This is a genomic window from Streptomyces sp. NPDC002853 (genome assembly GCF_053591915.1).
Map to the genome: position 1 here is coordinate 1,005,887 of NZ_JBSFUS010000001.1, position 25,859 is coordinate 1,031,745.

20 protein-coding genes and 1 rRNA gene are annotated in these 25,859 nt (G+C 71.1%); 9 read left to right on the plus strand and 12 right to left on the minus strand.

Features of this window, described 5'->3' with window-relative positions:
• Positions 1–64: 64 nt before the first annotated feature.
• The gene (locus ACWD02_RS04420; RefSeq protein ID WP_451204260.1) at positions 65–631 is read left to right on the plus strand and encodes a DJ-1/PfpI family protein; all 567 of its coding nucleotides are present in this window, start codon (positions 65–67) and stop codon (positions 629–631) included.
• Positions 632–906: 275 nt separating this feature from the next.
• Here ACWD02_RS04420 and ACWD02_RS04425 read toward each other — a convergent pair whose 3' ends face one another.
• The 3 genes from ACWD02_RS04425 to ACWD02_RS04435 all read right to left on the minus strand — a co-directional run bounded on the left by ACWD02_RS04425 (position 907) and on the right by ACWD02_RS04435 (position 5,074).
• A complete protein-coding gene (locus ACWD02_RS04425; RefSeq protein WP_451204262.1) occupies positions 907–3,234 on the minus strand; it encodes an ATP-binding protein in 2,328 nt (775 codons plus the stop codon).
• A gap of 76 nt (positions 3,235–3,310) precedes the next feature.
• Entirely contained in the window at positions 3,311–3,988 is a 678-nt protein-coding gene (locus ACWD02_RS04430; RefSeq protein ID WP_451204264.1) for an HAD family hydrolase, read from the minus strand.
• 600 nt (positions 3,989–4,588) lie between these two features.
• Positions 4,589–5,074, minus strand: a complete 486-nt coding sequence (locus ACWD02_RS04435; RefSeq protein WP_451204266.1) for a DUF6912 family protein — start codon at positions 5,072–5,074, stop codon at positions 4,589–4,591.
• Between the two features lie 387 nt (positions 5,075–5,461).
• On the opposite strand from ACWD02_RS04435, the gene ACWD02_RS04440 reads away from it, so the two are divergent.
• Positions 5,462–5,941, plus strand: coding sequence for an Rv3235 family protein (locus ACWD02_RS04440; protein ID WP_451204268.1), 480 nt, complete (start codon positions 5,462–5,464; stop codon positions 5,939–5,941).
• A gap of 98 nt (positions 5,942–6,039) precedes the next feature.
• On the opposite strand, the gene secA is transcribed toward ACWD02_RS04440, so the two are convergent.
• The gene (gene secA, locus ACWD02_RS04445) at positions 6,040–8,883 is read right to left on the minus strand and encodes a preprotein translocase subunit SecA (protein WP_451204270.1); all 2,844 of its coding nucleotides are present in this window, start codon (positions 8,881–8,883) and stop codon (positions 6,040–6,042) included.
• Positions 8,884–9,106: 223 nt separating this feature from the next.
• Between secA and ACWD02_RS04450 the strand changes: the two genes are divergently transcribed.
• A complete protein-coding gene (locus ACWD02_RS04450) occupies positions 9,107–9,679 on the plus strand; it encodes a GNAT family N-acetyltransferase (RefSeq protein ID WP_451204272.1) in 573 nt (190 codons plus the stop codon).
• A gap of 94 nt (positions 9,680–9,773) precedes the next feature.
• Complete coding sequence (locus ACWD02_RS04455; protein WP_451204273.1) at positions 9,774–10,961, plus strand: winged helix-turn-helix domain-containing protein; 1,188 nt, start codon at positions 9,774–9,776, stop codon at positions 10,959–10,961.
• On the opposite strand, the gene ACWD02_RS04460 is transcribed toward ACWD02_RS04455, so the two are convergent.
• The 7 genes from ACWD02_RS04460 to mtnA all read right to left on the minus strand — a co-directional run bounded on the left by ACWD02_RS04460 (position 10,954) and on the right by mtnA (position 19,711).
• Positions 10,954–11,697 carry a response regulator transcription factor gene (locus tag ACWD02_RS04460; RefSeq protein WP_365816340.1) on the minus strand — a complete coding sequence of 248 codons (744 nt, stop codon included), beginning with the start codon at positions 11,695–11,697 and terminating at the stop codon, positions 10,954–10,956. The genes ACWD02_RS04455 and ACWD02_RS04460 overlap by 8 nt on opposite strands.
• A 194-nt stretch (positions 11,698–11,891) precedes the next feature.
• Positions 11,892–12,584: a ribosome hibernation-promoting factor, HPF/YfiA family gene (gene hpf / locus ACWD02_RS04465; RefSeq protein ID WP_451204275.1), complete on the minus strand. Its 693-nt coding sequence runs from the start codon at positions 12,582–12,584 to the stop codon at positions 11,892–11,894.
• A 315-nt stretch (positions 12,585–12,899) separates the two neighbouring features.
• Positions 12,900–13,688, minus strand: a complete 789-nt coding sequence (locus tag ACWD02_RS04470) for a ComF family protein (protein ID WP_451204277.1) — start codon at positions 13,686–13,688, stop codon at positions 12,900–12,902.
• Positions 13,689–13,870: 182 nt separating this feature from the next.
• Entirely contained in the window at positions 13,871–15,721 is a 1,851-nt protein-coding gene (locus ACWD02_RS04475; protein ID WP_451204279.1) for an LpqB family beta-propeller domain-containing protein, read from the minus strand.
• The gene (mtrB, locus tag ACWD02_RS04480) at positions 15,711–17,831 is read right to left on the minus strand and encodes an MtrAB system histidine kinase MtrB (RefSeq protein ID WP_451204281.1); all 2,121 of its coding nucleotides are present in this window, start codon (positions 17,829–17,831) and stop codon (positions 15,711–15,713) included. The genes ACWD02_RS04475 and mtrB overlap by 11 nt, the downstream gene beginning before the upstream one ends.
• Position 17,832: 1 nt before the next feature.
• Positions 17,833–18,522 carry a two-component system response regulator MtrA gene (gene mtrA / locus ACWD02_RS04485; protein ID WP_190080121.1) on the minus strand — a complete coding sequence of 230 codons (690 nt, stop codon included), beginning with the start codon at positions 18,520–18,522 and terminating at the stop codon, positions 17,833–17,835.
• A gap of 4 nt (positions 18,523–18,526) precedes the next feature.
• Positions 18,527–19,711: an S-methyl-5-thioribose-1-phosphate isomerase gene (mtnA, locus tag ACWD02_RS04490; RefSeq protein ID WP_451204284.1), complete on the minus strand. Its 1,185-nt coding sequence runs from the start codon at positions 19,709–19,711 to the stop codon at positions 18,527–18,529.
• Positions 19,712–19,851: 140 nt separating this feature from the next.
• On the opposite strand from mtnA, the gene ACWD02_RS04495 reads away from it, so the two are divergent.
• The 5 genes from ACWD02_RS04495 to ACWD02_RS04515 are packed head-to-tail and all read left to right on the plus strand — an operon-like array spanning position 19,852 to position 25,519.
• Complete coding sequence (locus ACWD02_RS04495) at positions 19,852–21,153, plus strand: glycerophosphoryl diester phosphodiesterase membrane domain-containing protein (RefSeq protein WP_451204286.1); 1,302 nt, start codon at positions 19,852–19,854, stop codon at positions 21,151–21,153.
• Between the two features lie 4 nt (positions 21,154–21,157).
• Positions 21,158–21,853: a DUF4129 domain-containing protein gene (locus ACWD02_RS04500; RefSeq protein ID WP_451204289.1), complete on the plus strand. Its 696-nt coding sequence runs from the start codon at positions 21,158–21,160 to the stop codon at positions 21,851–21,853.
• Positions 21,850–23,229 (plus strand): DUF4350 domain-containing protein, encoded by a 1,380-nt coding sequence (locus tag ACWD02_RS04505; protein WP_451204292.1) that lies wholly within the window; start codon positions 21,850–21,852, stop codon positions 23,227–23,229. The genes ACWD02_RS04500 and ACWD02_RS04505 overlap by 4 nt, the downstream gene beginning before the upstream one ends.
• Positions 23,226–24,209: an AAA family ATPase gene (locus ACWD02_RS04510; protein ID WP_451204295.1), complete on the plus strand. Its 984-nt coding sequence runs from the start codon at positions 23,226–23,228 to the stop codon at positions 24,207–24,209. The genes ACWD02_RS04505 and ACWD02_RS04510 overlap by 4 nt, the downstream gene beginning before the upstream one ends.
• A complete protein-coding gene (locus ACWD02_RS04515) occupies positions 24,209–25,519 on the plus strand; it encodes a DUF58 domain-containing protein (RefSeq protein ID WP_451204297.1) in 1,311 nt (436 codons plus the stop codon). Before ACWD02_RS04510 ends, ACWD02_RS04515 begins: the two co-directional genes overlap by 1 nt.
• 70 nt (positions 25,520–25,589) lie before the next feature.
• On the opposite strand, the gene rrf is transcribed toward ACWD02_RS04515, so the two are convergent.
• Positions 25,590–25,706: ribosomal RNA gene (gene rrf / locus ACWD02_RS04520) — 5S ribosomal RNA — on the minus strand.
• Positions 25,707–25,859 lie beyond the last annotated feature (153 nt).

Sequence of the window (25,859 nt, forward strand, 5' to 3'; positions counted from 1 at the left end):
ACCGGACGGGCGGATGCACGTTGAGCGGGACGGACGGACACGCACGACAGGGGAGCGAGCACCGATGGCAGCGAAGATCCTGATAGTGACCGGCGACGCGGCGGAGTCCCTTGAGGTCCTGTACCCCTACCAGCGGCTGCGCGAGGAGGGGTACGACGTCCACATCGCCGCCCCCGCCCGCAAGTCGCTGCGGTTCGTGGTGCACGACTTCGAGCCGGGCTTCGACACGTACACCGAGAAGCCGGGTTACACCTGGCCCGCGGACCTCGCCTTCTCCGAGATCGACCCCGGTCAGTACGTCGCCCTGGTCATCCCTGGCGGCCGGGCCCCGGAGTATCTGCGCAACGACCCGGAGCTCCGCAAGATCGTCAAGTCCTTCTTCGACTCGGACAAGCCGGTCGCCCAGATCTGCCACGGCCCGCTCCTGACCGCGGCGATCGGCGGCCTGAGCGGCCGCAGGGTGACGGCATATCCGGCCCTTGAGCTGGACATGCAGGCGTCGGGGGCGACGTTCCGGGACGCGGAGGTGGTCGTCGACGGCACGTTGGTCTCGGCGCGCGCGTGGCCGGATCACTCGGGCTGGATGAGGGAATTCCTGACGGTGCTGCGGGCGAAGGCTCCGGTGACCTGAGGCAGGGCACACGGCGGGGTCGATACGTATACCGATCAAGCCGGGGTCACGGAAATGCGTATACGGCTCGGGTGCCGTACCGATGCAGGGCGCCCGCCTGACCCGTCAGGCTGTTCCCCGTGCCGCTTTCCGGCCGAACCGGGCCGGCCGAGCGCCGGGCAGTGGATGGTCAGCTCCCCCACATCTGTCTTGGCAACGGCGCTCCGAGGCACGCATCGTGCCTGCCTTCGTCGGCGAGGGCAGGCACGATGCGTTTTCCCGGACAGCGCCGCATCTCATCCCCCCAGGGACTCCAGGCCGGCGACGCCGGCGATCTCGGTCCGTGAGGCCACCCCCAGCTTCGCCAGAATATGCTCCACATGCGCGTCAGCGGTCCGCTTCGAGATCACCAGCCGCTCGGCGATCTCCCGGTTGGACAGCCCCTGGGCGACCAGCGCGGCGACCTCCCGCTCGCGCCGCGTCAGCAGGTCGAACCCGGCGCCTCCGCCGGCCCCCGCACCCCGCGCCCCCGGCACCGCGGAAGGCCGATCCACATCGGCCTGCGCGGCGGCCACCGCCTCCCGCATGGACAGCCGCTCGCCCTCCCCGTACCACCGGGCGAAGGTTTGCTCCCCGAGCGCCTCCGTGACCCGTGCGAGCACCCCGGCGTGCAGCCCTCGCAGCATCGGGAACATGGCGAACGTGTCGCCGGTCAGGCTCCGCGCCGCGTCCACGTATCCGAGGAGCCAGGCGGCCCTGATCCACCGCTCCTCCTGGGCCGCCGCCCAGGAGAGCCCGGCGCAGCACAGCCGCGCGGCCAGCGCCTCGCCGATCCGGCCGACGGAGTCCAGCGCCTGCCGCAGCGTCCGTGCGCTCTCCTTGCCGCGGCCCGCCACCCAGAGCGAGATGCCCTTCACCATGAGGGTCGCGCCGCGCAGGTGCCGCTCGTCGGGAAAGGGCGCGAGGTGGCCCAGCGCCTCGTCGCACAGTTCGAGGGCGTACGCGTGGTCCCCGAGCGCCGCCCTGACGGCCGCCTCCTCGTGGCAGAGCAGTGCCGACCGTGCCGGGTCGTCGATCTCGGCGAGCCGCGCCCTGGCCCGCTCCATCACCGCGAAGGACTCCGCGGGGTCAGCGCGTCCGGCGCTCGCCGCCAGGATGATCCGGGTGGCCGCCAGTTCGGCACCGGCCATCTCCGCGACGCCTTCCGCTCCGACGCGCCGCGCGACGTCGACCGCGTCGGAGAGCCGGCCCAGCGCGGCGGCGGGATCACCGAGCCACAGACGGAACTCACCGGTCCGGTGCAGCCCCGCCGCCCGCCCGGGGCTGTCACCGGGCGCCGCCCGCAGCCCCTTGTCGATCCAGTACTCCCCCTCGGACATGGCCCCCACCGCCCGCCAGTGCGGCCAGAGCCGGCCGGCGAGCAGCAGCCCTTCGGACTCCAGACCCGGCGTCCCGTACGCGTACTCGAGGGCGGCCCGCACATCGCCCTCGGCGTCCCGCGCCGCAGCGTGCAACGCCACCTGCTCCGCGCTCAGGAACCGCTCGTCGAAGCGGCGCCCCAGCTCCCCGTGGTACGCGAAGTGCCGCCGCCGCGCCTCGTCCGTGCCGCCCTCCGCGTCGAGCCGCTCGGCGCCGTACTCCCTGATGGTGTCGAGCAGCCGGTAGGTGTCACCCGCTGCACCGGTCCGCTGCACCACCGACTTGTCCACGAGCCCGATCAGGTGCTCGATGACCTCGTGCGCGGGCAACTCCTCGCCGCCCGCGCAGACCCGCTCGGCGGCCGCGAGGTCGAAGGTGCCCGTGAACACCGAGAGCCTGGCCCACACCATGCGCTCGGGCTCCGTGCACAGCTCGTGGGACCAGTCGATCGCCGTACGGAGTGTCTGATGCCGCGTGAGCGCGGTCCGCTGCCCGCCGGTGAGCACCCGGAACCGGGCGTCGAGGCGCGCGGCGAGCTGCTCCAGGGGCACGGCACGCAAGCGCACGGCGGCAAGCTCGAGCGCCAGCGGAATGCCGTCAAGCCGGCGTACGAGGGCGCCCAGCAACTCCCGATTGCCCTCGCTGACGGCGAAGCCGGGGACCACGGCACCGGCCCGCTGCACGAACAGCTCCACGGCCTCGGCCCCGCCCAGCGGCTGCAAGGGCCAGCAGCTCTCGCCCGGCACGTCGAGCGGCTGTCTGCTGGTGGCGAGGACACTGGTCCCCGGCGCCTCCCGGAGCAGCACGTCGGCCAGCATGGCGCAGGCGTCGACCAGATGCTCACACGTGTCCAGGACGATCAGCGCCCGCCGCTGCTGCAGGAAGTCGACAACGGCGTCGAGCGGCTGCACCCCGGTCTGCTCGGACAGCCCGAGCACGGTGGCGAGGGTCCCCGGCAGCAGTTCAGGATCCCGCAGCGCGGACAGTTCGGCGAGCCAGACCCCGTCGGGAAACCGCTCGGCGGCGACCCCGGCCACCCGCAGCGCCACCCGGGTCTTGCCGACACCGCCGGGCCCGACGACCGTCACCAGACGGGACTGCCCGAAGGCCCGCCCCAGAGCCGCGACATCCTCGCCCCGCCCCACGAAACTGGTGATCTCGGCGGGTAACCGGCCACTCCTGCGCTGCCCGAAGCCGAATCCCATGTCGCCCCCGCTACGCCCGCGTCGGAACCATCCCACCCAGCGTACGCATCCGACCGCACACGGTAAGCCGCTTCTCCTAAGCAGCCAGCCGCTCGGCCACCTCCACGGCCTCGGAAAGACTGTCGACCACAGGGACCCCCACCCCGACAGCCTCCAGGCTGGCCCTGCTGTGGGACCCGCCGGTGTAGAGCACGGCCTGCGCCCCCACGTGCGCGGCGGCGCGCGCGTCGTCGACGGCGTCCCCGATGACGACGATGCGCTCGGCGGCGGCGACTCCCTCAAGGGCCGCCAGGTGCCGCACCATTCGCTCGGCCTTGCCCGCGTGCGAGGTGTCCATGCGCCCGTCGATGCGCACGAAGTGCTCCTCGATCCCGTGCCGCCGCACGATCGGCACGAGGTGCTCGTGCGGCGCGAGCGAGAGCAACGACTGCGTACGTCCCGCCGCCCGCCGCTCGGCGAGCAACTCGGCGGCGCCGTCGGCGAGACCGCAGGCCTCGGCCCGCGCCCAGTAGTGCTTGTGGAAAACGGCGTCCATGACCTGCCACTCGGCGTCCGTGGGCAGCCGTCCCATCAGCCGCTCGTAGAAGTGCGGCACAGGCACGCAGTACAGATCGCGATACCGCTCTAGCGTGATCGGATCGAGCCCGATCTCCGCGAACGAAGCGTTCGTGGACTCGATCACCGCATGAATGTCATGCAGCAGAGTCCCGTTCCAGTCCCAGACGATGTGCGCCCCGCGCCGCGACTTCCCCATACGGAAAAGGTACCCGCCCCCACCGACACCTCACTCCCACCGCCCCGAATCCCACCCCCACCAGCCCGAACCCTGATCGTCGACGCACCAACGCGACCTCGCAACAACGCACCGCCGCACCGCCGCACCAACGCGACCTCAACAACGCACCGATGCGGCCTCGCAGCAACGCACGCCGACCGACGCCCGGCACTCGTCACCCGGCGTCCGACACCGACACCCGACGACCGACGACCGTCACCCGACACCCGGCACCCGGCACCCGACGATCGGCGACCGTCACCAGGCACCGGGCGTCCGACACCGACACCCGACGACCGACGACCGTCACCAGGCACCCGACACCCGGCACCCGAACACGCGGGGCTGCCCCGGGCTGCCCCGCGGGCCCAGACGAACCGGCACCGCACCACACTCCGCCGCCCCGCACCGCCAAAGCCCCGCAGGAACTGCACCCCCCAAAGCCTCGCAGCCACCGCACCGCCAAGCCCCGCAGGGACGCGCGACCAAAGCCCCACAGAGCCCCGCGCCCCCAAAGCGCCGCAGGCACCGCGCGGCCAAGCTCCACAGCACCGCGCGGCCAAAGCCCCGCAGGAACCCTCAGCCGATCAACCCGGGAATCTCCTGCGTCGCGAACCACAGCAGCTCGTGGTCCTCGACCCCGTCCCCGCCACCGTCACCCTGGCCCGCACTCGCCAGCGCCGCGGCGACGTCCGTCTCGGCGTCCTCCGCGTCCACATGCACCGCGGCGACCTTCTTGAACGGCAGCACCCCGGCCACCCGCACCTCACCGAGCTCCCCCGCGCCCGCACGCCCGGCATCCTCCAGCGCACCGTCAGCCACGTCCGCGGCCAGCACGACCCGCCGCCGGGCCGCCCCGGGCTCCCCGGCGATCAGCTTCAGCGAGGCGAGCGCGGCCTGGCTCAGGGCGGCGTACTCCAGCTCCTCCACGTCGTCCGTCGCGCACCACTCACGCAGCGCGGGCGTCACGGCATAGGCGTCCAGCGAGGCGGTCTCGGCCCCCAGCTCGCCCGCCTTGTACGCCTCGGCGAGACGGCTCAGGGTCAGGGGAACGTAGACGCGCATGACGGCCCGCTTTCACAGTCGGAATTCACAGTCGGATTTCACAGACGGAGTCTCGGGAGACGAAGTCGGTTCTCGGGAGACGGAGTCGGAAGGTCGCCGAGAAGGCAACACAACAGGCCCCCAGAATACGTGCGGGAGTCCCCCTTCGAGCTGCGCCCCGCACCCACCCCCCGCGTCACCCGCGACCCCCGCCCTTCACCCGCCACACCCCAACGCCCCCAAGGATCGGCGCACCCCCGACCACCCGGATAGGTGATCCCGCCGACCACTCGCTCCCACGCCCGCGGCCCCTTGCGACCCCCGCCCCGGCCCCCGTACAAGATCTCCGACGGAAGTTACTCCCCGGTACAACCGAGACCGGGACAGCGAAGCCGGAGGCGACACGGCATGCAGAAGGTAATGACCAGGCCCCGCTCCCGCCCGGTGACCACCCGCCCACCGGGCCGCACGGACCCCCGCCACCCCTCGGCGGCACGCACCCCGCGCACCGCGCCACGCACCCCCACGCGCCCGGTACGCCCCCTCAGGACCCCGCCCCAGCCCCCACCGCACCCCACGGAGCTCTTCACCGAGCGCCTGCTCCTGGTGCTCAGCGGTGAGAAGCCGGTCCACTGGGCGGCACGCCACATCGCCCACACCGCCTTCGACGACCTGACCCGCCTCGCCGAGCAGACCCCGCTGACCGTGAACGGCCGCCGCCCCACGATCCACCGGATCGGCCATTACGAACCGCGCCCCGGGGTCTACGAGGTCTTCGCGAGGATCGGCGCGGGCCCCACCCTCAGGGCCCTGGCCTTCCGCCTGCACCTGGGCGCGGACCAGAGGTGGCGCTGCACGGCGGTGGAGGTGGGAGCCCCGGCCAGGTAGCGACCCTCGGCAGCGGCGCTCAGCAAGCCGCGCACGGCAAAGGGGGCCGAGCGCCCACGGCGCCCGACCCCCGAAGAACTGCCCACAGCCGCCCGCGGCTACTTCTTGCGGCGACGCCCGCCCTTCTGGGCCTTGCGCCGCTCCGCGCGGGTCATGCCGTCGGACTCCGAACGCACACCCGCGTCCTCGGTCTCGAAGTCACCCTCGTCGACCCCGCCCTCGGCGTTCGGCGCCTGGAAGTGCAGACGGTCGGGCCGCTGTGGAGCCTCGAGGCCCTTGGCGCGGATCTCGGGACGACCACCACCGGCGGGCACGGCGTCCTTCTTCTGCAGGGAAGCACCGGCCGCGGCCGAGTCCGACACCGGAACCTCCTCGACCTGCTGCTCGACCTGGACCTCCAGGTTGAACAGGTAGCCGACGGACTCTTCCTTGATGCCGTCCATCATGGCGTTGAACATGTCGAAGCCCTCGCGCTGGTACTCGACCAGCGGGTCCTTCTGCGCCATGGCCCGCAGGCCGATGCCCTCCTGGAGGTAGTCCATCTCGTAGAGGTGCTCGCGCCACTTGCGGTCGAGCACCGAGAGGACGACGCGCCGCTCCAGCTCACGCATGATCTCGGAGCCGAGCTGCTCCTCACGCGCCTCGTACTGCTGGTGGATGTCGTCCTTGATGGACTCGGAGATGAACTCGGCGGTCAGGCCCGCGCGGTCACCCGCGTCCTCCTCGAGCTCGTCGATGGTCACCTTCACCGGGTAGAGCTGCTTGAAGGCGCCCCACAGCCGGTCCAGGTCCCACTCCTCGGCGAAGCCCTCGGCGGTCTCCGCCGCGATGTACGCGTCGATCGTGTCGTCCATGAAGTGCGTGACCTGCTCCTGGAGGTTCTCGCCCTCCAGGACGCGGCGACGCTCGCCGTAGATGACCTCGCGCTGGCGGTTGAGGACCTCGTCGTACTTCAGGACGTTCTTACGCGTCTCGAAGTTCTGCTGCTCGACCTGCGACTGGGCGGACGCGATCGCGCGCGTCACCATCTTGTTCTCGATCGGCACGTCGTCCGGGACGTTGGCCATGGCCATCACGCGCTCGACCATCTGTGCCTTGAACAGGCGCATCAGGTCGTCGCCGAGCGAGAGGTAGAAGCGGGACTCGCCGGGGTCGCCCTGACGGCCGGAACGACCGCGCAGCTGGTTGTCGATGCGGCGCGACTCGTGGCGCTCGGTGCCCAGGACGTAAAGCCCGCCCAGGTCCTTGACCTCCTCGAACTCCGCCTTCACGGCGCGCTCGGCCTTCTCCATGGCGGCGGGCAGCGCGGCGGCCCACTCCTCGACGTGCTCGACGGGGTCGAGGCCGCGCTGGCGCAGCTCCGCCTCGGCGAGGTCGTCGGGGTTGCCGCCGAGCTTGATGTCCGTGCCTCGTCCGGCCATGTTCGTGGCGACGGTGACGGCGCCCTTGCGGCCGGCTTGGGCGATGATCGGCGCCTCACGGTCGTGCTGCTTGGCGTTGAGCACCTCGTGCTGGACACCGCGCTTGGAGAGCTGCTGGGAGAGGTACTCCGACTTCTCCACGGAGGTCGTGCCGACCAGGATCGGCTGGCCCTGCTCGTGCTTCTCGGCGATGTCGTCGACGACGGCGGCGAACTTCGCGACCTCGGTGCGGTAGATCAGGTCCGACTGGTCGGCGCGGACCATGGGCCGGTTCGTCGGGATCGGCACGACGCCCAGCTTGTAGATCTGGTGGAACTCGGCGGCCTCGGTCATGGCCGTACCGGTCATGCCGCAGAGACCGGGGGTCTCCTTGCCGTCGTGGTCGTGCCGCTTGTAGAGGCGGAAGAAGTTCTGCAGGGTGATCGTCGCGAGCGTCTGGTTCTCGTCCTTGATGTCCACCCCTTCCTTCGCCTCGATCGCCTGGTGCATGCCCTCGTTGTAGCGGCGGCCGGCGAGGATACGGCCGGTGTGCTCGTCGACGATCATGACTTCGCCGTCGATGACGACGTAGTCCTTGTCCTTCTTGAAGAGTTCCTTGGCCTTGATGGCGTTGTTGAGGTAACCCACGAGCGGCGTGTTGACCGACTCGTACAGGTTGTCGATGCCCAGCCAGTCCTCGACCTTGGAGACACCGGGCTCGTGGATGGCGACGGTGCGCTTCTTCTCGTCGACCTCGTAGTCCCCGGTCTCCTCGATGCCCTTGAGGGTGTTGCCCGCCTCGCCCTTGGTGAGGCGGGTGACCAACTTGGCGAAGTCGCCGTACCACTTGGTGGCCTGGTCGGCGGGGCCGGAGATGATCAGCGGCGTACGCGCCTCGTCGACCAGGATCGAGTCGACCTCGTCGACGATCGCGAAGTTGTGGCCGCGCTGCACCAGTTCTTCCTTCGACCACGCCATGTTGTCGCGCAGGTAGTCGAAGCCGAATTCGTTGTTCGTGCCGTACGTGATGTCGGCTGCGTACTGCTCGCGGCGCTGGGCCGGCGTCATGTTGGCGATGATGCAGCCGACGCTCAGGCCCAGGAACTTGTGGACGCGGCCCATCATCTCGGAGTCGCGCTCGGCCAGGTAATCGTTGACCGTGATCAGGTGCACGCCCTTGCCCGACAGGGCGTTGAGGTACGCGGGGAGGGTGCCGACGAGCGTCTTGCCCTCACCGGTCTTCATCTCGGCCACATAGCCGAGGTGCAGCGCGGCGCCGCCCATCATCTGGACGTCGTAGTGCCGCTGGCCGAGGACGCGCTTGGCGGCCTCACGGACCGTGGCAAAGGCTTCGGGGAGGAGGTCGTCAAGGGTCTCGCCGTCGGCGTAACGCTCCTTGTACTCCTCGGTCAGCGCGCGCAGCTCGGCGTCGGAGAGGCTGACGAAGTCCTCTTCGATGGAGTTGACCTGGTCCGCGATGCGGTGCAGCTTGCGCAGGATCTTGCCTTCGCCTGCACGCATGATCTTCGAGAGGACGGACACGGGGGTTGGTCTCCTTGCCGGTCGGGCCTGGCATGGTCGGTTTACTCATAGGGCAACGGCCATCGTAAGCGAGGAGCGGGCCGCGCCGGGAGGTCTGCCGATACGTCAACGGACGGGGGGCCTGGAAGGTGCCGGGTTGTGCCGATCAGCGCTCGGCGAAATGCCGGTGAAAGCTCGGCCAAAAGCACTGGCCCACAGCGCCCGGCCCCCGCAGAATCACCGGATGGAGCCCGTCACCCTCACCACCGAACGCCTGATCCTGCGCGCCTTCACGCCCGCCGACACGGACGAGACGTACGAAGCCTGCCAGGACGCCGACATCCAGCGCTGGACCACGGTCCCCTCGCCCTACACCCGCGCGGACGCGGAGGGCTTCGTCGGACGCATGGTGCCGGACGGCTGGCGCCACGACACGGAGTACACCTTCGCCGTACGTCCCCGGGAAGGCGGCCCCCTGGTCGCCGCCGCCAGCCTCCACCACCCGCGCTCGGGCGCCTGGGAGGTCGGCTTCTGGACCGCGAAGGAGCACCGGGGCAGCGGCTACATGACGGAGATCGTCCTCGCCCTGGCCAGGTGGGCCTTCACCGACCTGGGCTGCGTCCGCCTGGAGTGGCGTGCCGAAGTGGGCAACACGGGATCGCGCGCGGTGGCGGAGAAGGCGGGCTTCCTCATGGAGGGCACCCTGCGCGCCGCCCTCCCGAACAAGACCACGCTCCGTGACTGCTGGGTGGGCGCCCTGCTCCCGAGCGACCTCGGCATGGCGTCGCTCCAGCCGTACCTGCCCGCCCGGGACTGAGCCAGGCCCGGCCGCCCGCCACGGCCATCCAGACCGCCGCCCGGTTTCCGCGGGCCAGGCAGTTTTGTCAGTGCCGCCCCCTATCGTTTCCGGCATGACGAGCCTGCCGCGCCCCGCCATCGACCTCTCCGCCGACGAGGCCCGCCGCATCGCGCTGCGCGCCCAGGGATTCATGGGCGCGCCGGACCGAAGGTCCGGTGTGCGGGGCGTGTTGCGGCATCTCGGCGCGGTCCAGCTCGACACGATCTCGGTGCTTGCCCGCTCCCACGAGCTCATTCCGTACGCCCGTCTCGGCGCGGTGGGCCGCGACAGGATCGAGGCGGCGTACTGGGACGGGGCATCGGGCACCGGCCCGGCCCGGCCGCACGCCTTCGAGTACTGGTCGCATGCCGCGTGCATCCTGCCCATCGAGGAGTGGCCGCACTTCGCCTTCCGCCGCCGCGCCTACCGCACCCGCCCGCACTGGCACCACGACCTGCCCGACGGTGCGTACGACACGGTCATCAAGCAGCTCACCGCCGAAGGCCCCCTCACCGCCACGGAGTTGGGCGGCGCGAAGAACAAGGGCGAGTGGTGGGACTGGTCGGACGCGAAGGTCGCCGTGGAGCGGGCACTGATGTACGGCGAGGTGGTCTGCACCGAGCGGCGCAGCTGGAAGCGGGTGTACGACCTCGCGGAACGCGCGATCCCGACGAACCTGCTCCATGACGACCTGGACGACAGGGAGTGCCTGCGCCGTCTGGTCCGCCTGGCGGGACAGGCACTCGGCGTCGGCACGCGCGCGGACATCGCGGACTATCACCGTCTCAAGGGCGAGCAGTTCGATTCGGTGGTCGCCGACTCGGGTCTGGTGCCGGTGACGGTGGAGGGCTGGGACAAGCCCGCATGGGCCGACCCCGCGGCCCTGGAGACGGCTCCGCGCGGCCGCCACCGCACGACGCTCCTGTCGCCCTTCGACTCCCTGATCTGGGAGCGGGCCCGCACGGAGCGGATCTTCGGCTTCACCCACCGCCTGGAGGCGTACGTCCCCAAGCCCAAGCGGATCCACGGCTACTTCGCGATGCCGGTGCTGGCCGGGGGCCGCTTGGTCGGCCGCGTGGACCCCGCCCGCGAGGGCAGCACGCTGGTCGCCAAGCAGGTGTCACTGGACAGCCCCAAGGCCGTGCCCGCGGTGGCCCAGGCCCTGCGCGAAGCGGCGACCTGGGTCAACTGCGATTCCGTACGGGTGGAGCGCGTGGACAGGCCGGAGCTGACCGCCGAGCTGGTCCGGGCCCTCACCTGATCTCGAGGATCTTCTCCCGCATCGCGTAGACGACCGCCTCCATCCTGGAGTGCAGCTGCAGCTTCTCCAGGATGTTGCGGACGTGGTTCTTCACGGTGTTCTCGGAGATGAACAGCTCTTTCGCGATGTCGCGGTTGTTCATGCCCGTGGCCACCAGCTTCAGCACTTCCAGCTCGCGGTCGGTCAGCCGCGGCGCGGGCACCAGCCTGCGCTCGTCGGTGCGCTGGATCATCGACTTGAACTCGGTGAGCAGTTTCGACGCCATGGACGGACTGATCTGCGACTGCCCGTCGGCCACCGCGCGAATCGCCGTGGCCACCTCGTCCGTGGAGATCTCCTTGAGGAGATATCCGGTGGCACCCGCCTTGATCGCGTCGTAGAGGTCGGCCTCCTCGTCGCTGATCGTCAGCATGATGATCTTCGCGCTCGGCGCGACCTCCTTGATGGAGGTGCACGCCTCGATGCCGCCGCGCTTGGGCATGCGTACGTCCATCAGCACGATGTCCGGCAGCAGGTCCGCGGCCTTGTCCACCGCCTCGGCGCCGTCCCCCGCCTCCCCGACCACCTGGATGTCCTCCTCGGCCGCGAGGACGATCTCCAGGCCCCGGCGGAAGAGCGCGTGGTCGTCCACCACAAGGACCCTGATGGGCTCCTTGCGCGGTGCGCCCGCATCCGTGCCGATGCCGATGCCGTCGTCGTCATCGGCATCCCGCATCGGTCCGAAGCTGTCCGCCATCGTTCCTCCCCCTGAAGGCCATGGCCCGTTGTGCGTCGGCTGCCGCCAACCCGAGGCAGCAGCGCACCGGTTGGCCGCTCCGCCCATGATTTCATGCCCGGGCGGTCACGCGGTGCGCGCAGGGGTCGCATGATGATGCCCCTGGGGGCGCACACGCGCTCCAGGGGCACCAACGAACCCTCGGCCGACCGGGGTCAGCCGCCGAGCGCACCGCCACCGCCGCCGGACTCCGGCCGCGCGACCATGGGGTCGGTGTTGAGGCGGATCACGCCGTAGTCGTAGGCGTGCCGCCGGTAGACGACGCTCGGTTCCTTCGACTCCGAGTCGACGAACAAGTAGAAGTCGTGCCCGACGAGTTCCATCTCGTAGAGCGCCTGGTCGAGCGTCATCGGAGCCGCCACGTGGCTCTTCTCGCGGACCACGAGCGGGCCTTCGCCCTGAATCTCCAGCGAGCCGATCCTCTTGACGGGCACGCCGTCCGGCTCTTCCTCGCGCACGAGGGTGCCGTCTCCGTTGAGAGTGGCCGCGTCCGGCACCCGCTCGGCGACTTCGGCGGCGGAGAGCCTGCCGGTGCCGCGCCGGTTGTGGCGCTTCTCGTGCTGCTTGCGCAGCCTTGCGTCGAGCTTGGCGGTGGCCAGGTCGAGCGCCGCGTACGGATCGGTCGCCGAGGCCTCCGCGCGGATCACTGGTCCGCGTCCCCGGAGCGTGATCTCGACACGGTCGGAACGGTCGGCCTGACGCGGGTTGGCTTCCTTGGACACCTCGACGTCGAGGCTGATCACCTTGCCGTCGAGCTTCTGGATCTTCTCCAGGTTCAGCTTCTCGGCCACGTGCTTGCGGAACCGCTCGGGCACCTCGGTCTTGCGGCCCTTGACGACGATGTCCACGCAGAACTCCGTTCCCGGATCGCTCCGCTTCGGCGGCGGAGCATCTCCCTTTTGCACCAGGCCCCGGTGACTCCCGGAGCCTCGGACTCGGTGACTTCCACCTCCTCCTCCCCCGCGAACAAGATCTCCACCCCGACCGGCCCGGGTGATTGCGAAAAACCCGGCAACCGGCATTCCGATATGCGAGGGGCGGCGTCCGCCATTCCTCACAACCGAACATATCTCGCCCGGACGGATGTCGTCACCCTCTACCGCTGCATACCTCCATTCAGGTGTATTGACCCTCTCACTACCTGCAACGATGCAAGTTCCCAGTCAGTTCCGGTTTATTCCGAAAGAATCCGGTGAGGAGGCAACAACAGCCGCGATGATCCTGTTCTCGCCGGTATTTTCACGGGCTGTCACCACTCCGGCCGCCCCTTTACTTTCCGTGTCTACGTCACGTATTGCGCGCGCCGCCTCGGCCAATGACGCGCCCGTGGTCATCAGGTCGTCCACGATGACGACCCGCCCACCGGCGAGCAGCCGCCCGCCCCCCGCGGTCACCTCCAGGGCACCCCGCAGATTCGCCTGCCGCTGACGGGAGTTGAGCCCCGCCTGGTCGGCCACGACCCGCCGCTGACGCAGCACCCCGAGCACCCGGGCCGGCGTACCGCCCCGCCGCAACTCACCCGCGGCGGCCAGCGCGATCCGCCGCACCGGATCGTGGCCGCGCGCCCGCACGGCCCCGCGAGCCGACGGCACCGGCACCAGCAGTACCGGAGCGTCACCGGCGACACCCTCGTGAGCACCGGCACCCGCACCGGCACCAGCCTTGAGCCCGGCACGCACCGCCCCGGCGAGCCCCGATCCCAACGGCCCCGCAAGCCCCAGAGCACCCCGCTCCTTGTGCGCGAGCAGCACCGCCCGCACCGAGTCCCCGTAAACAGCCGCCGCATGCACCACCGGCAGCCCCAATGGCCGCGGACAGGGACTCACCCGGCACGGCTCGCCCCCGCACAAGGCGTCGCGGCACGGCGCGCAGAGCGCCGCACGAGGCCTGCCACAGCCTCCGCACTCGGCCGGCAGCACCAGATCGGTGAGGTCCCGCCACCACCCCGGCATGCCCACCACTGTGCCAAGGCCCGAGCTCCCCTGGCCACCCCTGTGGACAACGGCCTGTGGACAACGGCCTGTGGACAACTCCACGGCACGGAACAGGTGTTACTCCGGCGCCGTCACCCCGGGTCTCTTCGCGCCGTCACCCCAGGCCTATTCGCGCCGTCACCCCGGGCCCACCCGCGCCGTCATCCCGGGTAGACCGGCGCCGACCCTCGCTCGACCACCGTCTGCCACTGTGCGCCCGTCGGCAGCCGCACTATCCCGTCGTCCGAGTGCGCCACCAGGGGCTGCTGCTCGTCCTCGGACGCCGCGATCTCCTTCACGCCGGTGAGGCCGGGCAGCGTCGCGCCCGCGGGCACCGAGCCGTCGCTCTGGACGTACCGCATCTGCTGCACGCCACCGGACTCGCGGCCGACCACCACGAGGCGGCTGCCGCCCGCCCACGACATGGCGGTCACCTCCTCCATCTGCGGCGCGGCCTGACGCAGGCCGTCCACCGAGATCTGCGGCTGCTCGCCCTTGGCGCCCGTCCGCTCGACACGGCCGATCTGCAAGCTCGTCTTGCCGTCCTTCTTCACGAGGAGCGCGATCCGTACGCCGTCGGCCGACACCCGCACCGCCTCGATCCGCCCGTCGAGGTTCGCGATCTTGACCTGCCGCGGCTCTCCCGCACCCTGCTCCAGCCACAGCAGACGCGGCCGCTTCGGGTCCCGGTCGGCCACCCAGAGGTCACCGCGGCCGTCCCAGCTGGGCGTCGAGAGACCGTCCTGCTCGGACTTCGCCTTGCTGCGCACCTCCGGCTTGCCGAGACCGGCCTCCGAGACCAGCGACCCCATGTACAGCGAGCGCCCGTCGAGCGACACCCCGGCCGCCCGCTCCTCGTCCCGCGACACGGCCGCGGACCGCAGCGGCTGCTCGCCACTGCCCAACTGGCCCCGTACGGGCTGCGGATCGGCCTTGCGCTCGACGCCGACCTGCATCTGCACCAGGCGGCGCTTGTCGTCGATGAGGTACTGGAAATCAGGGTGGTCCGCGGTACGGCGCGAGGCGACGGACTCGGCGCGCTCCTTGCTCAGGACGCACAACTGCGAGCCGTTGCGCCGCTGCAGCTCCACCTCCTGGACGCCGGACGACGTCAAGTCCTGCAGCGTGAAGAGCAGCTGAGCGGCCATCTCCGTGCACCGCTCCTGCCCCATGGAGTCGGCCTTCGCGTTCAGCGGCACCGTCAGCTTGCCCTGGTCGTCGGGCGCCAGCGTCTTGGTGCCCGCCTTGAGCCGCGTACCCGTCGGGAAGCGCGTGCCCACGACCTGCTTGAGCCAGGTGGTGGGGCCGTCGAGCAGCGCCTTGACGCTCTCCGTCACGGGGTCTATGCGCTGGCGTATGTAGACGGGGTCGGCGACGAGCCCTTCCTGGCCGCCACCGGTCGCCCCGGACGAACGCGTCGCGAAGTAGTACTTGTTGACGGACCAGTAGATGCGCTGGAAGTCGGACTGTCCGAGCACGACGCCCTGCGGCACCCGGTCTATCCGCCACTCCTTGCCGTTCGGCCCGTCCTGCTGGGTGAGGTGCACGCTCTGGTTGTACGCCTCGCTGTCGAGCTGGTAGGCGTGCTCGTCGTCCACGATGGCGACCTTGCGGCCGGTCAGCGGGAACGTACGGCCCGTGTCACCGTCCCCGACGCTGCCCCTCCCCGTGCTCGGCCCGCTCTCCAGCACCGTGGTCTGCACGTCGGGGTTCCAGCCCTTGGACGCTTCCTTGGTCAGATACTTGCGCGCCATCGCGAACTCGGGGTCGTCGCTGGTCAGCGCCTCGAGGAAGCCCTGAACGATGTCCACGGGGCCGGCGTCCTCCCCCGGCGGCATCGCGTAGACCCGGACCTGCGACTGCGAGTCCGGCCGCTGGGAGGCGTCGACCGCCTTGAGGTTCCCGCTGTCGGGCATCGAGGCACACCCCGCGAGCAGCACCCCGCAGGAGCCGAACAGCACACCGGCCCGCAGCGGACGCCGGCGAGCGCGGCGTTCGTGGTCAGCGGCCACGGGAGGCCTCCCCTTCCCTCGCGGGATCCGTTTCCGTCTCGCTCGCGCGATCCGCGTCCGTCGCGGTGTCCGTCACGGCGTCCGTCGCGTTGTCCGTCGCCGGTTCACCAGGGCCGTCGTCCAGCGGCCTCCGCGGCACCACCCGCGCCCCGCTGCCCGGCAACGCGGTGGGGTCCACCGTGGTGGCCGTCCGGGCGAGCCGCGGCGCGATCGGCGCCCTCGCGGGCACGGGCGGCGGCACCCGTTCCGAGACCGAGGGCTGCGCGGGCACCGTGGCGAGCTTGTTCGCGCCGCCGAGCGGCAGACCCGCGTCGTTCAGGCCGCGGTGACGCCGCGAATCGTCGGGCTCCAGCGGTATCGGCGATCCCCGCAGCGCCTCGTCCGCCGTGCGCGGCAGCGTCAGACGGAACTGCGAACCGCCGCCGGGCTCACCCCACGCCTGCAGCCAGCCGCCGTGCAGCCGCGCGTCCTCGAGCGCGATGGAGAGCCCCAGGCCCGTACCACCGGTGGTACGCGCGCGTGCCGGGTCGGCCCGCCAGAAGCGGCTGAACACCCGGGTCGCCTCGCCCGGCTTCAGCCCCACTCCGTAGTCCCGCACCGCGACCGCGACCGCACCGCCCGCCACCGCCAGCCGCACCACGACGTCCTGGCCCTCGCCGTGCTCCACGGCGTTGACCACGAGGTTGCGAAGGACCCGCTCCACACGGCGCGCGTCGGCCTCGGCCACCACGGGCTGCTGGTCCCCGACGATCCGTATGTGCGTCCCCTTGCGCTCCGCGAGCGGCTCCGCGCCGCCCACGACACGTCGTACGACCTCACGCAGGTCTATCGGCTCGGCCTCCAGGGCCGCCGCGCCCGCGTCGAACCGGCTGATCTCGAGCAGATCCGCGAGCAGCGTCTCGAAGCGGTCCAGCTGATCGGCGAGCAGCTCGGCCGACCGCGCCGTCACCGGATCGAAGTCCACGCGCGCGTCATGGATGACATCGGCCGCCATCCGTACGGTCGTCAGCGGCGTACGCAGCTCGTGCGAGACGTCCGAGACGAACCGGCGCTGCATCCGCGAGAGCTCCTCCAGCTGCTGGATCTTGAGCTGGAGGTTCTGCGCCATCTTGTTGAAGGCCTCACCGAGCCGCGCGATGTCGTCCTCACCGGTGACCTTCATGCGTTCCTGAAGGCGCCCGGCCGACAGCCGCTCGGCGATTCCGGCGGCCATCCGCACCGGTGTCACGACCTGGCGCACCACCAGCCAGGCGATGGCGCCGAGCAGCACCACGACGAACAGACCCGCCGTGGCGAGCGTCGTCCTGACGACGCCGAGGGACTCCTCCTCCTGCGTCAGCGGGAAGAGGTAGTACAGCTGGTAGGCATTGCCGTTCAGGTCGTTCAGACGCTTGCCGATGACCAGGCCCGGCTGGGCGTCACGGCCGTCGTTGAAGACGATGCGCGTATTGCTCTGATACGCCCTGGTGCCCTTGTCGACGCTGTCGCGCAGCGACTCGGGCACGCTCTGGATCGGGTCCACGCCCCCCGAGGCACGCGGCCCGCGCACGCCGGCGCCGTCGGCCGTGGACGTCGGGCTCAGCGTCACCACGTTGAACGCGCTCTGACCACCGCTGGAGAGCTGCTCGACCAGGTCGGACATCCACACGGCGGTGGGCTGCGTGGCCCCTCCGTCGGACGTGCCGCCGCCGCTCTCCTGCCCGGAGCGCGGCCGGGCGGAGTTCGCCTCGTCCTGGGCCGCCCTGAAGCCACCGTCGGCCTGGCTCTGCGAAGCCTTCACCTTGGCCTTGAGCAGGCCGTTGTTCACCGAGCTCATCACCGCGAAGCCCAGCATCAGGACCACGCCGAGCGACATGAGCAACGTCGTGACGACGACCTTCAGCTGGATGTTGCGCCGCCACAGCCGCAGGGCAGGCAGCAGCGGACGGCGCACCCAGCGCACGAAGAGCCTCAGGACGGGGCTGCCCTGCACCCCGTCCTGCAACAGCAGACCACCGTCGAGGAGCCGCCCGAACGTCGAGCCGCGCCGCGTCGGACCCCCAGTCCGCCCCGAGCGGCCGCCCGGAGCCGGAGCCCCGGGCGGTGTCGCGGGGGAACTGTCCCGGGACATGTCAGCTCGGTCCGGCCTTGTAACCGACACCACGGACGGTCACCACGATCTCCGGACGCTCGGGGTCCTTCTCGACCTTCGAGCGCAGCCGCTGCACGTGCACGTTCACCAGCCGGGTGTCGGCCGCGTGGCGGTAGCCCCAGACCTGCTCGAGCAGCACCTCACGCGTGAACACCTGCCACGGCTTGCGGGCCAGCGCCACGAGCAGGTCGAACTCCAGAGGCGTCAGCGCGATCGACTGCCCCTCGCGCTTCACGGAGTGCCCCGCCACGTCGATGACCAGGTCACCGATGGCCAGCTGCTCCGGCGCGGGCTCCTCGGACCTCCGCAGCCGCGCCCTGATGCGGGCGACGAGCTCCTTCGGCTTGAAGGGCTTCACGATGTAGTCATCGGCGCCGGACTCGAGCCCGACCACGACATCCACGGTGTCACTCTTCGCCGTGAGCATGACGATCGGCACCCCGGACTCCGCCCTGATCAGGCGGCACACCTCGATCCCGTCACGGCCCGGCAACATCAAATCCAGCAGTACAAGATCCGGCTTTGCCTCCCTGAAAGCGGCCAGCGCCTTGTCGCCATCAGCTACGAACGACGGCTCAAAACCTTCACCACGCAGCACAATCCCGAGCATCTCGGCCAGTGCGGTGTCGTCGTCGACGACAAGGACTCGTCCCTTCATGCCTGACATCATCCCATTAGCTCATCGATACCTGGCGTGACCTGGCACACAGCTCGCCCAGGCCCCCTGCTGTCACGGGCGAAACGACGCCCTCCTCGGTGACGATCGCCGTCACCAGCTCCGGCGGCGTCACATCGAAGGCGGGGTTGTACGCCTGGGTCCCCAGAGGTGCCACCGCCGTCCCGCCTCCCGCCTCGAACCCGGTCACCGGCACATGGGGCGCCGTGACCTCCGTCACTTCATGACTCGGCCGCTGCTCCACCTCGATGGACGCTCCGTCCGGGGTGTCCGGGTCCACGGTCGTGACCGGTGCCACCACGATGAACGGCACGTGGTGGTAGCGGGCGAGCACCGCGAGCGGATAGCTCCCCACCTTGTTGGCCACCGAACCGTCGGCCGCGATGCGGTCGGCACCGATCAGCACGGCATCCACCTCACCCGCCGCGAACAACGACCCCGCCGCATTGTCCGTAAGCAAGGTGTACGCCATTCCGGCCCGCGCCGCCTCATACGCGGTCAGCCTCGAACCCTGCAGCAAGGGTCGCGTCTCGTCCACCCACAGCCTGCGAAGACGCCCCTGCCGGTGCGCGGCAAGGGCCACCGCGAAGGCCGTGCCCTCCCCGCCGGACACCAGGGCCCCCGTGTTGCAGTGGGTGAGGATCCGGTGGCCGCCGCCCGGCAGCATCTCGTCGAGCAGCGCGAGCCCGTGCTCCGCCATCTTCCCGCTGGCCTCGGCATCCTCCCGGTGCAGCGCCCGCGCGGCCGCCAGTGCGGCGGCGCCCGCCCGCTCCGGATCCGCGCCGTCCGCGACCGCCGCGCGGTAGGCCGTCAAAGCCCTGCGTACGCCGTACCCGAGATTGACCGCGGTGGGCCTGGCTCCCGCGAGCGCGACCGCCGCCTCGTCCACGTCGAAGCCGCGTACGGCGGCCAGCGCGACGCCGTACGCACCGGCTATGCCGAGCAGCGGCGCCCCGCGCACCGCCAGCGTGCGGATCGCCTGCACCAGGGCCGGCGCGTCCGTGCACACCAGCTCGGTCTCCTCACCGGGCAGCCTGGTCTGGTCGAGGAGGACCAGCACGGGGCCCTCGGGCGGCTCGGCCCAGCGGATCGCGGAGATCGCCGGGTTCGCCTCTTTCACGGGATTCGTCGGGGTCTGGATCGGCCGGATGTCCTCGCCTGATTGCGCGTACTGATCAGCCATCCGCCCAGTCTGCCCCGTACCTGACGGACAATTGAAGGTGTGCAGCCCATACGCTGCCCGGTCCCCGCACGGGTGTGCCGTGGCACGATGGCTGGCAACCTGCCGCCGCGACCGCGGACGGGCACCGTGAAGGAGCGACGATGAACGACACTCCGGGCTGGGCTTCGCCCGGATCTGCCCCCTCCGACGACGGCAAGGACTCCGGCGAGCCCGGACCCACCGAGCCCGCGGACCAGCCCGAAGCTCCCGCATCGAAGTGGTCCAAGGAGCAGCCGCCGCCCGCCCAGTGGTCCGCCCCCAGCCCACCGGCACCCGGCCAGACACCGCCCCCGCCACCACCGCCGCCCGGCGGCGGCTGGGGTGGCGGACACCCCGGCGGCCCTGGCCCGGGTGGGCCCGGTGGCCCCGGCCGCTACCCCGGCTGGGGCGCGTGGCAGGGCCCGCCGCCCGCCGCCAAGCCCGGCGTCATCCCGCTGCGGCCCCTCGGCGTCGGCGAGATCCTGGACGGCGCGGTCTCCACGATGCGTACGTACTGGCGCACGGTGCTCGGCATCTCCCTGGCCGTAGCCGTGTTCACGGAGATCATCGTCATCCTGCTCCAGGGCCTCGTCCTCGACGACAGCGCGAGCACGGAAGCCCTCGACGACCCGAGCGCGACCGTCGGCGAACTGACCCGTGCCCTGGGCGACACCCTGCTGAGCTCCGGCGTGGTCCTGCTGATCACGCTGCTCGGCACGATCGTCGCGACCGCCCTGCTCACGATGGTCACCAGCCGCGCCGTCCTCGGTAAGTCGGTCAGCACGGCCGAGGCCTGGCAGGACGCCAAGCCGCAGCTGCCGAGGCTGATCGGCCTGACGCTGCTGCTCCCGCTCATCGGCATGGCGGTCGTCGCCGCCGGCAGCCTGCCCGGCGTGCTGATCGCGACGGCCGGGGCATCGGACGCGGGCATCAGCCTCGCCGTGCTCGGCGGATTCGCCGCCCTCGTCGTCGCCATCTGGCTCCTTGTCCGCTTCTCGCTCGCCTCGCCCGCCCTGATGCTGGAGAAGCAGGGCGTGAAGAAGTCGATGACCCGCTCGGCGAAGCTGGTCCGCGGCTCCTGGTGGCGGGTGTTCGGCATCCAGCTGCTCGCCGCGATCATCGCCAACGTGGTCGCGTCGATCATCGTCATCCCCTTCACCCTCATCGCGGGCGCGCTGAGCGGCGACGGCGTCACCGGCTTCCTCGACAGCGGCACCGGAGACCTCGGCTGGACCTTCCTGATCGTCAGCGGCGTCGGCTCGGTCATCGGCTCGATGCTCACGTTCCCGATCACCGCCGGCGTCACGGTCCTCCTCTACGTCGACCAGCGGATCCGCCGGGAAGCCCTGGACCTCGAACTGGCGCGCGCGGCGGGCCTCCAGGGCGACAACGGCTCCAGCGCCCCCGGAACCCCGGGGAGCTGATGCGGTGACGGGGGCACTGCACGGTCTCGTACGTCCACGACTACGACTCGCCGGTGACGACGACCCACCGGTGACGATCCCGCGTGCCCCCGCGCGAGAGGCAGCCGAGCGCGAACTCTCCGACCCCGCCTATCACCAGAACGACCCGAGCCTCCTGCAACGCGGCCTGAACCGCTTCTGGGAGTGGGTCGACGACCTGTTCTCCGCCGCCTCGGGGGCAACCCCGGGCGGCGGCCTCGGGCTCCTCGTCATCATCATCGCCGTACTGGCCGTCATCGCGGCCCTGTGGTGGCGCCTCGGCACCCCGCACCGCGCCCGCACCTCGTCCTCCCCCGCCCTCTTCGACGACCGCCCTCGCACCGCCGCGGAACACCGCGCCGCCGCCGAGGCACACGCCGCCCAGGGGCACTGGAACCAAGCCGTCCAGGAACGCATGCGCGCGATCGTCCGCTCCCTGGAGGAACGCGCCCTCCTGGACCCCCGCCCCGGCCGCACAGCGGACGAAGCAGCGGCAGAGGCCTCCCGAACCCTCCCGACCCACGCCACGGAACTCCAGGCGGCAGCCCAGTCGTTCGACGCCATCACCTACGGCGCCCGCACAGCCACAAAGCCGACGTACACCCGCCTGACCACCCTGGACAATTCCCTGACCCAAACAAAACCAACCCTCCCGCACACCCCCCAGGGAGCCCCCAGTTGACGGCCCCCCAGGACCCCCCGACCCCCGACCCCGCCGACAGGACGCACGGTGGCGCGGACACGGGCGACCTCCGCGCCGGCGGGAGCGACACCGGCACCTACACCGGCACCGGAGCGGCCACCTCCGCCCGCGCCACCACGGCCATCGCCCCCTCCACGCCGGCGCCCGCACCCGGCCCCGGGGACGCCCCCGGCCCCGGCACCCCCACCTCCTCAAGCCCCACCCCCCGCCAGCTCTGGACCAAGACCCGCGGCATCCTCCTCGCCCTGGTAGTCCTCCTGGCAGCCGCCATCGCCATCGCGGCCGTCCGCTCCGGCGCCCAGCACGGCCGCCTCGACCCGCGCTCGGCCGACCCGTACGGCAGCCGCGCCGTCGCCGAACTCCTCGCGGACCGCGGCGTGTCCACCCGCGTGGTCACCACCTCCGAAGAGGCCAGAGCAGCGGCAGGCCCGGACACCACGCTCCTGGTGACCACCCCCGACCGGCTCACCGCACACCAGCAGTCCCGCCTCCGCGCGGCCACCGAGGACTCCCGAGGCCGCACCGTCCTCCTCGCCCCTGGCACCCCCTCGGTCAGCACCCTCGCACCGGGGGTCACCGCGGACGCCACCCCCAGCCTCGACTCGACGCTCTCCCCCCGCTGCGACCTCCCCACCGCCGAACGCGCGGGCTCCGCCGACGTCGGCGGCCTCCGCTACGACACCCTCGCCCCGAAAGCCGACGCCTGCTACATCAGCGACGGCCTTCCCAGCCTGCTGCGGCTCCCGGCCGCAGAGGGCCCCGGCGACACCGTCGTACTCGGCGCCCCCGACATCCTCTTCAACGACCGCCTCGACGAGCAGGGAAACGCCTCACTGGCCCTGCAACTTCTCGGCTCCCACCCGAACTTGGTCTGGTACCTCCCCTCCCCCGCCGACGACGCGGCGACCGACGACACCGCCGACCGCGACTTCTTCGACCTCATCCCCGACGGCTGGCTCTGGGGCACCCTGCAACTCACCGTCGCCGCCGCACTCGCCGCCCTGTGGCGCGCCCGCCGCCTCGGCCCGCTGGTCCCCGAACGCCTCCCCGTGGCCATCCGCGCCTCCGAAACCGTCGAAGGCAGAGCCCGCCTCTACCGCAAGGCGAACGCCCGCGACCGCGCGTCCGCCGCCCTCCGCTCGGCCACCCGCACCCGCATCGCCCCCCTCATCGGCGTCTCCCCCACCCAGGCGCACGCACCCGAGACTCTGCTCCCCGCCCTGTCCGCCAGGCTCCGCACCCCCGGCCAGGACCTGCACCCCCTCCTCTTCGGCCCACCCCCCGCCGACGACGCAGCCCTCATCACCCTCGCCGACCAACTCGACGCCCTTGAAAGAGAGGTACGTACTTCATGATGGACCCGACCACTGACAACGCCGAGAGCTCCGGCAGCGCCCGCTCCTCCCTGGAGTCCCTGCGCACCGAGATCGCCAAGGCCGTGGTCGGCCAGGACCCCGCGGTGACGGGCCTCGTCGTGGCCCTCCTCTGCCGAGGCCACGTCCTCCTCGAAGGCGTACCCGGCGTGGCGAAGACCCTGCTCGTCCGCGCCCTCGCCGCATCGCTCGAACTCGACACCAAACGCGTCCAGTTCACCCCCGACCTGATGCCGAGCGACGTCACCGGCTCCCTCATCTACGACGCACGCACCACCGAGTTCTCCTTCCAGCCCGGCCCGGTCTTCACCAACCTCCTCCTCGCCGACGAGATCAACCGCACCCCTCCCAAGACCCAGTCCTCCCTCCTCGAAGCCATGGAGGAACGCCAGGTCACGGTGGACGGCACCCCTCGCCCACTCCCCGAGCCCTTCCTCGTCGCGGCCACCCAGAACCCGGTCGAGTACGAAGGCACTTACCCCCTCCCCGAAGCCCAGCTGGACCGTTTCCTCCTCAAGCTCACCGTCCCCCTCCCCTCCCGCCAGGACGAGATCAACGTCCTCACCCGCCACGCGGAAGGCTTCAACCCCCGCGACCTCCACGCCGCCGGCATCCGCCCCGTCGCGGGCCCCGCCGACCTGGAGGCAGCCCGCGCCGCGGTCGCCAAGACATCGATCTCCCCCGAGATCACCGCCTACGTGGTGGACATCTGCCGCGCCACCCGCGAATCCCCGTCCCTCACCCTGGGCGCCTCACCCCGCGGCGCGACCGCGCTCCTCTCCACGGCCCGCGCCTGGGCCTGGCTGACGGGCCGCGACTACGTCATCCCCGACGACGTGAAGGCCCTCGCCCTCCCCACCCTCCGCCACCGCGTACAACTCCGCCCGGAGGCCGAGATGGAGGGCGTGACGGCGGACTCCGTCATCAACGCGATCCTCGCCCACGTCCAGGTCCCCCGCTGATGGCCCTCACCGGCCGCACAGCCCTCCTGGCGGCACTCGGCAGCCTCCCCGTAGGCATCTGGGAATCCAGCTGGACCGGCATCCTCGCCGTGAACGCCCCCCTGGCCCTGGCCTGCGCCTGCGACTTCGCCCTGGCCGCTCCCGTACGCCGCCTCGGCCTGACCCGCGCGGGCGACACCTCCGTACGACTCGGAGAATCCGCCGACGTCGAGCTGACCGTCACCAACCCCTCCGGCCGGCCCTTGCGCGCCCAACTCCGCGACGCCTGGCCCCCCAGCAGCTCGCAGCCAGGCACCGACATCGAGGCATCCCGCCACCACGTGACGATCCCTCCGGGCGAACGCCGCCGCCTCACCACCCGCCTGCGGCCCACCCGCCGAGGCGACCATCAGGCCGACCGCGTCACCATCCGCTCATACGGCCCCCTGGGCCTCCTCACGCGCCAGGGCAGCCACAAGGTCCCGTGGACACTCCGGGTCCTGCCCCCCTTCACCAGCCGGAAGCACCTCCCGTCCAAGCTGGCCCGCCTCCGCGAACTCGACGGCCGCACCAGCGTGTTGACCCGCGGCCAGGGCACGGAATTCGACAGCCTCCGCGACTACGTCCCCGGCGACGACACCCGCTCCATCGACTGGCGCGCCACCGCCCGCCAGTCCAACGTCGCCATCCGCACCTGGCGCCCCGAACGCGACCGTCACATCCTTCTGGTCCTCGACACCGGCCGCACCTCGGCGGGCCGGGTCGGCGACGCCCCGCGCCTCGACGCCTCCATGGACGCGGCCCTGCTCCTCGCCGCCCTGGCCTCCCGAGCGGGAGACAGAGTGGACCTCCTCGCGTACGACCGCCGGGTACGAGCCCTGGTCCAGGGCAAGGCCGCAGGTGACGTGCTCCCCTCGGTCGTCAACGCCCTGGCCACACTTGAACCCGAACTCGTCGAAACGGACGCCAGAGGCCTGACCTCAACAGCGCTCCGCACCGCGACCCGCAGCTCACTCATAGTGCTGCTGACCAGCCTGGACGCAGCCCCCATCGAAGAGGGCCTGCTCCCGGTGCTCTCCCGCCTCACCCAACGCCACACCGTCCTCGTGGCCTCGGTCGCGGACCCACACATAGAGCAGATGTCCAAGGCCCGGGGAACCACAGAGGCCGTGTACGACGCCGCAGCCGCCGCCCAGGCCCACGCGGAACGCCACCGCACAGCAGAACAACTGACGCGCCACGGCGTAACAGTCGTGGACGCGACCCCCACGGACCTGGCCCCCGCATTGGCAGACGCATACCTGTCCCTAAAGGCAGCCGGCCGTCTGTGAAGGGGCGAATTGGCCTTGAACGCAGAAAACCCCCGCACCCAGAGGGTGCGGGGGTTTCCCGTTAATAATAGTTCGGCGGCGTCCTACTCTCCCACAGGGTCCCCCCTGCAGTACCATCGGCGCTGTGAGGCTTAGCTTCCGGGTTCGGAATGTAACCGGGCGTTTCCCTCACGCTATGACCACCGAAACACTATGAAACTGTCAACCGCACCGTAGTCGTGGCCCGACATACGGGGTTGTTCGTGGTTTCAGAACCAACACAGTGGACGCGAGCAACTGAGGACAAGCCCTCGGCCTATTAGTACCAGTCACCTCCACCCGTTACCGGGCTTCCAGATCT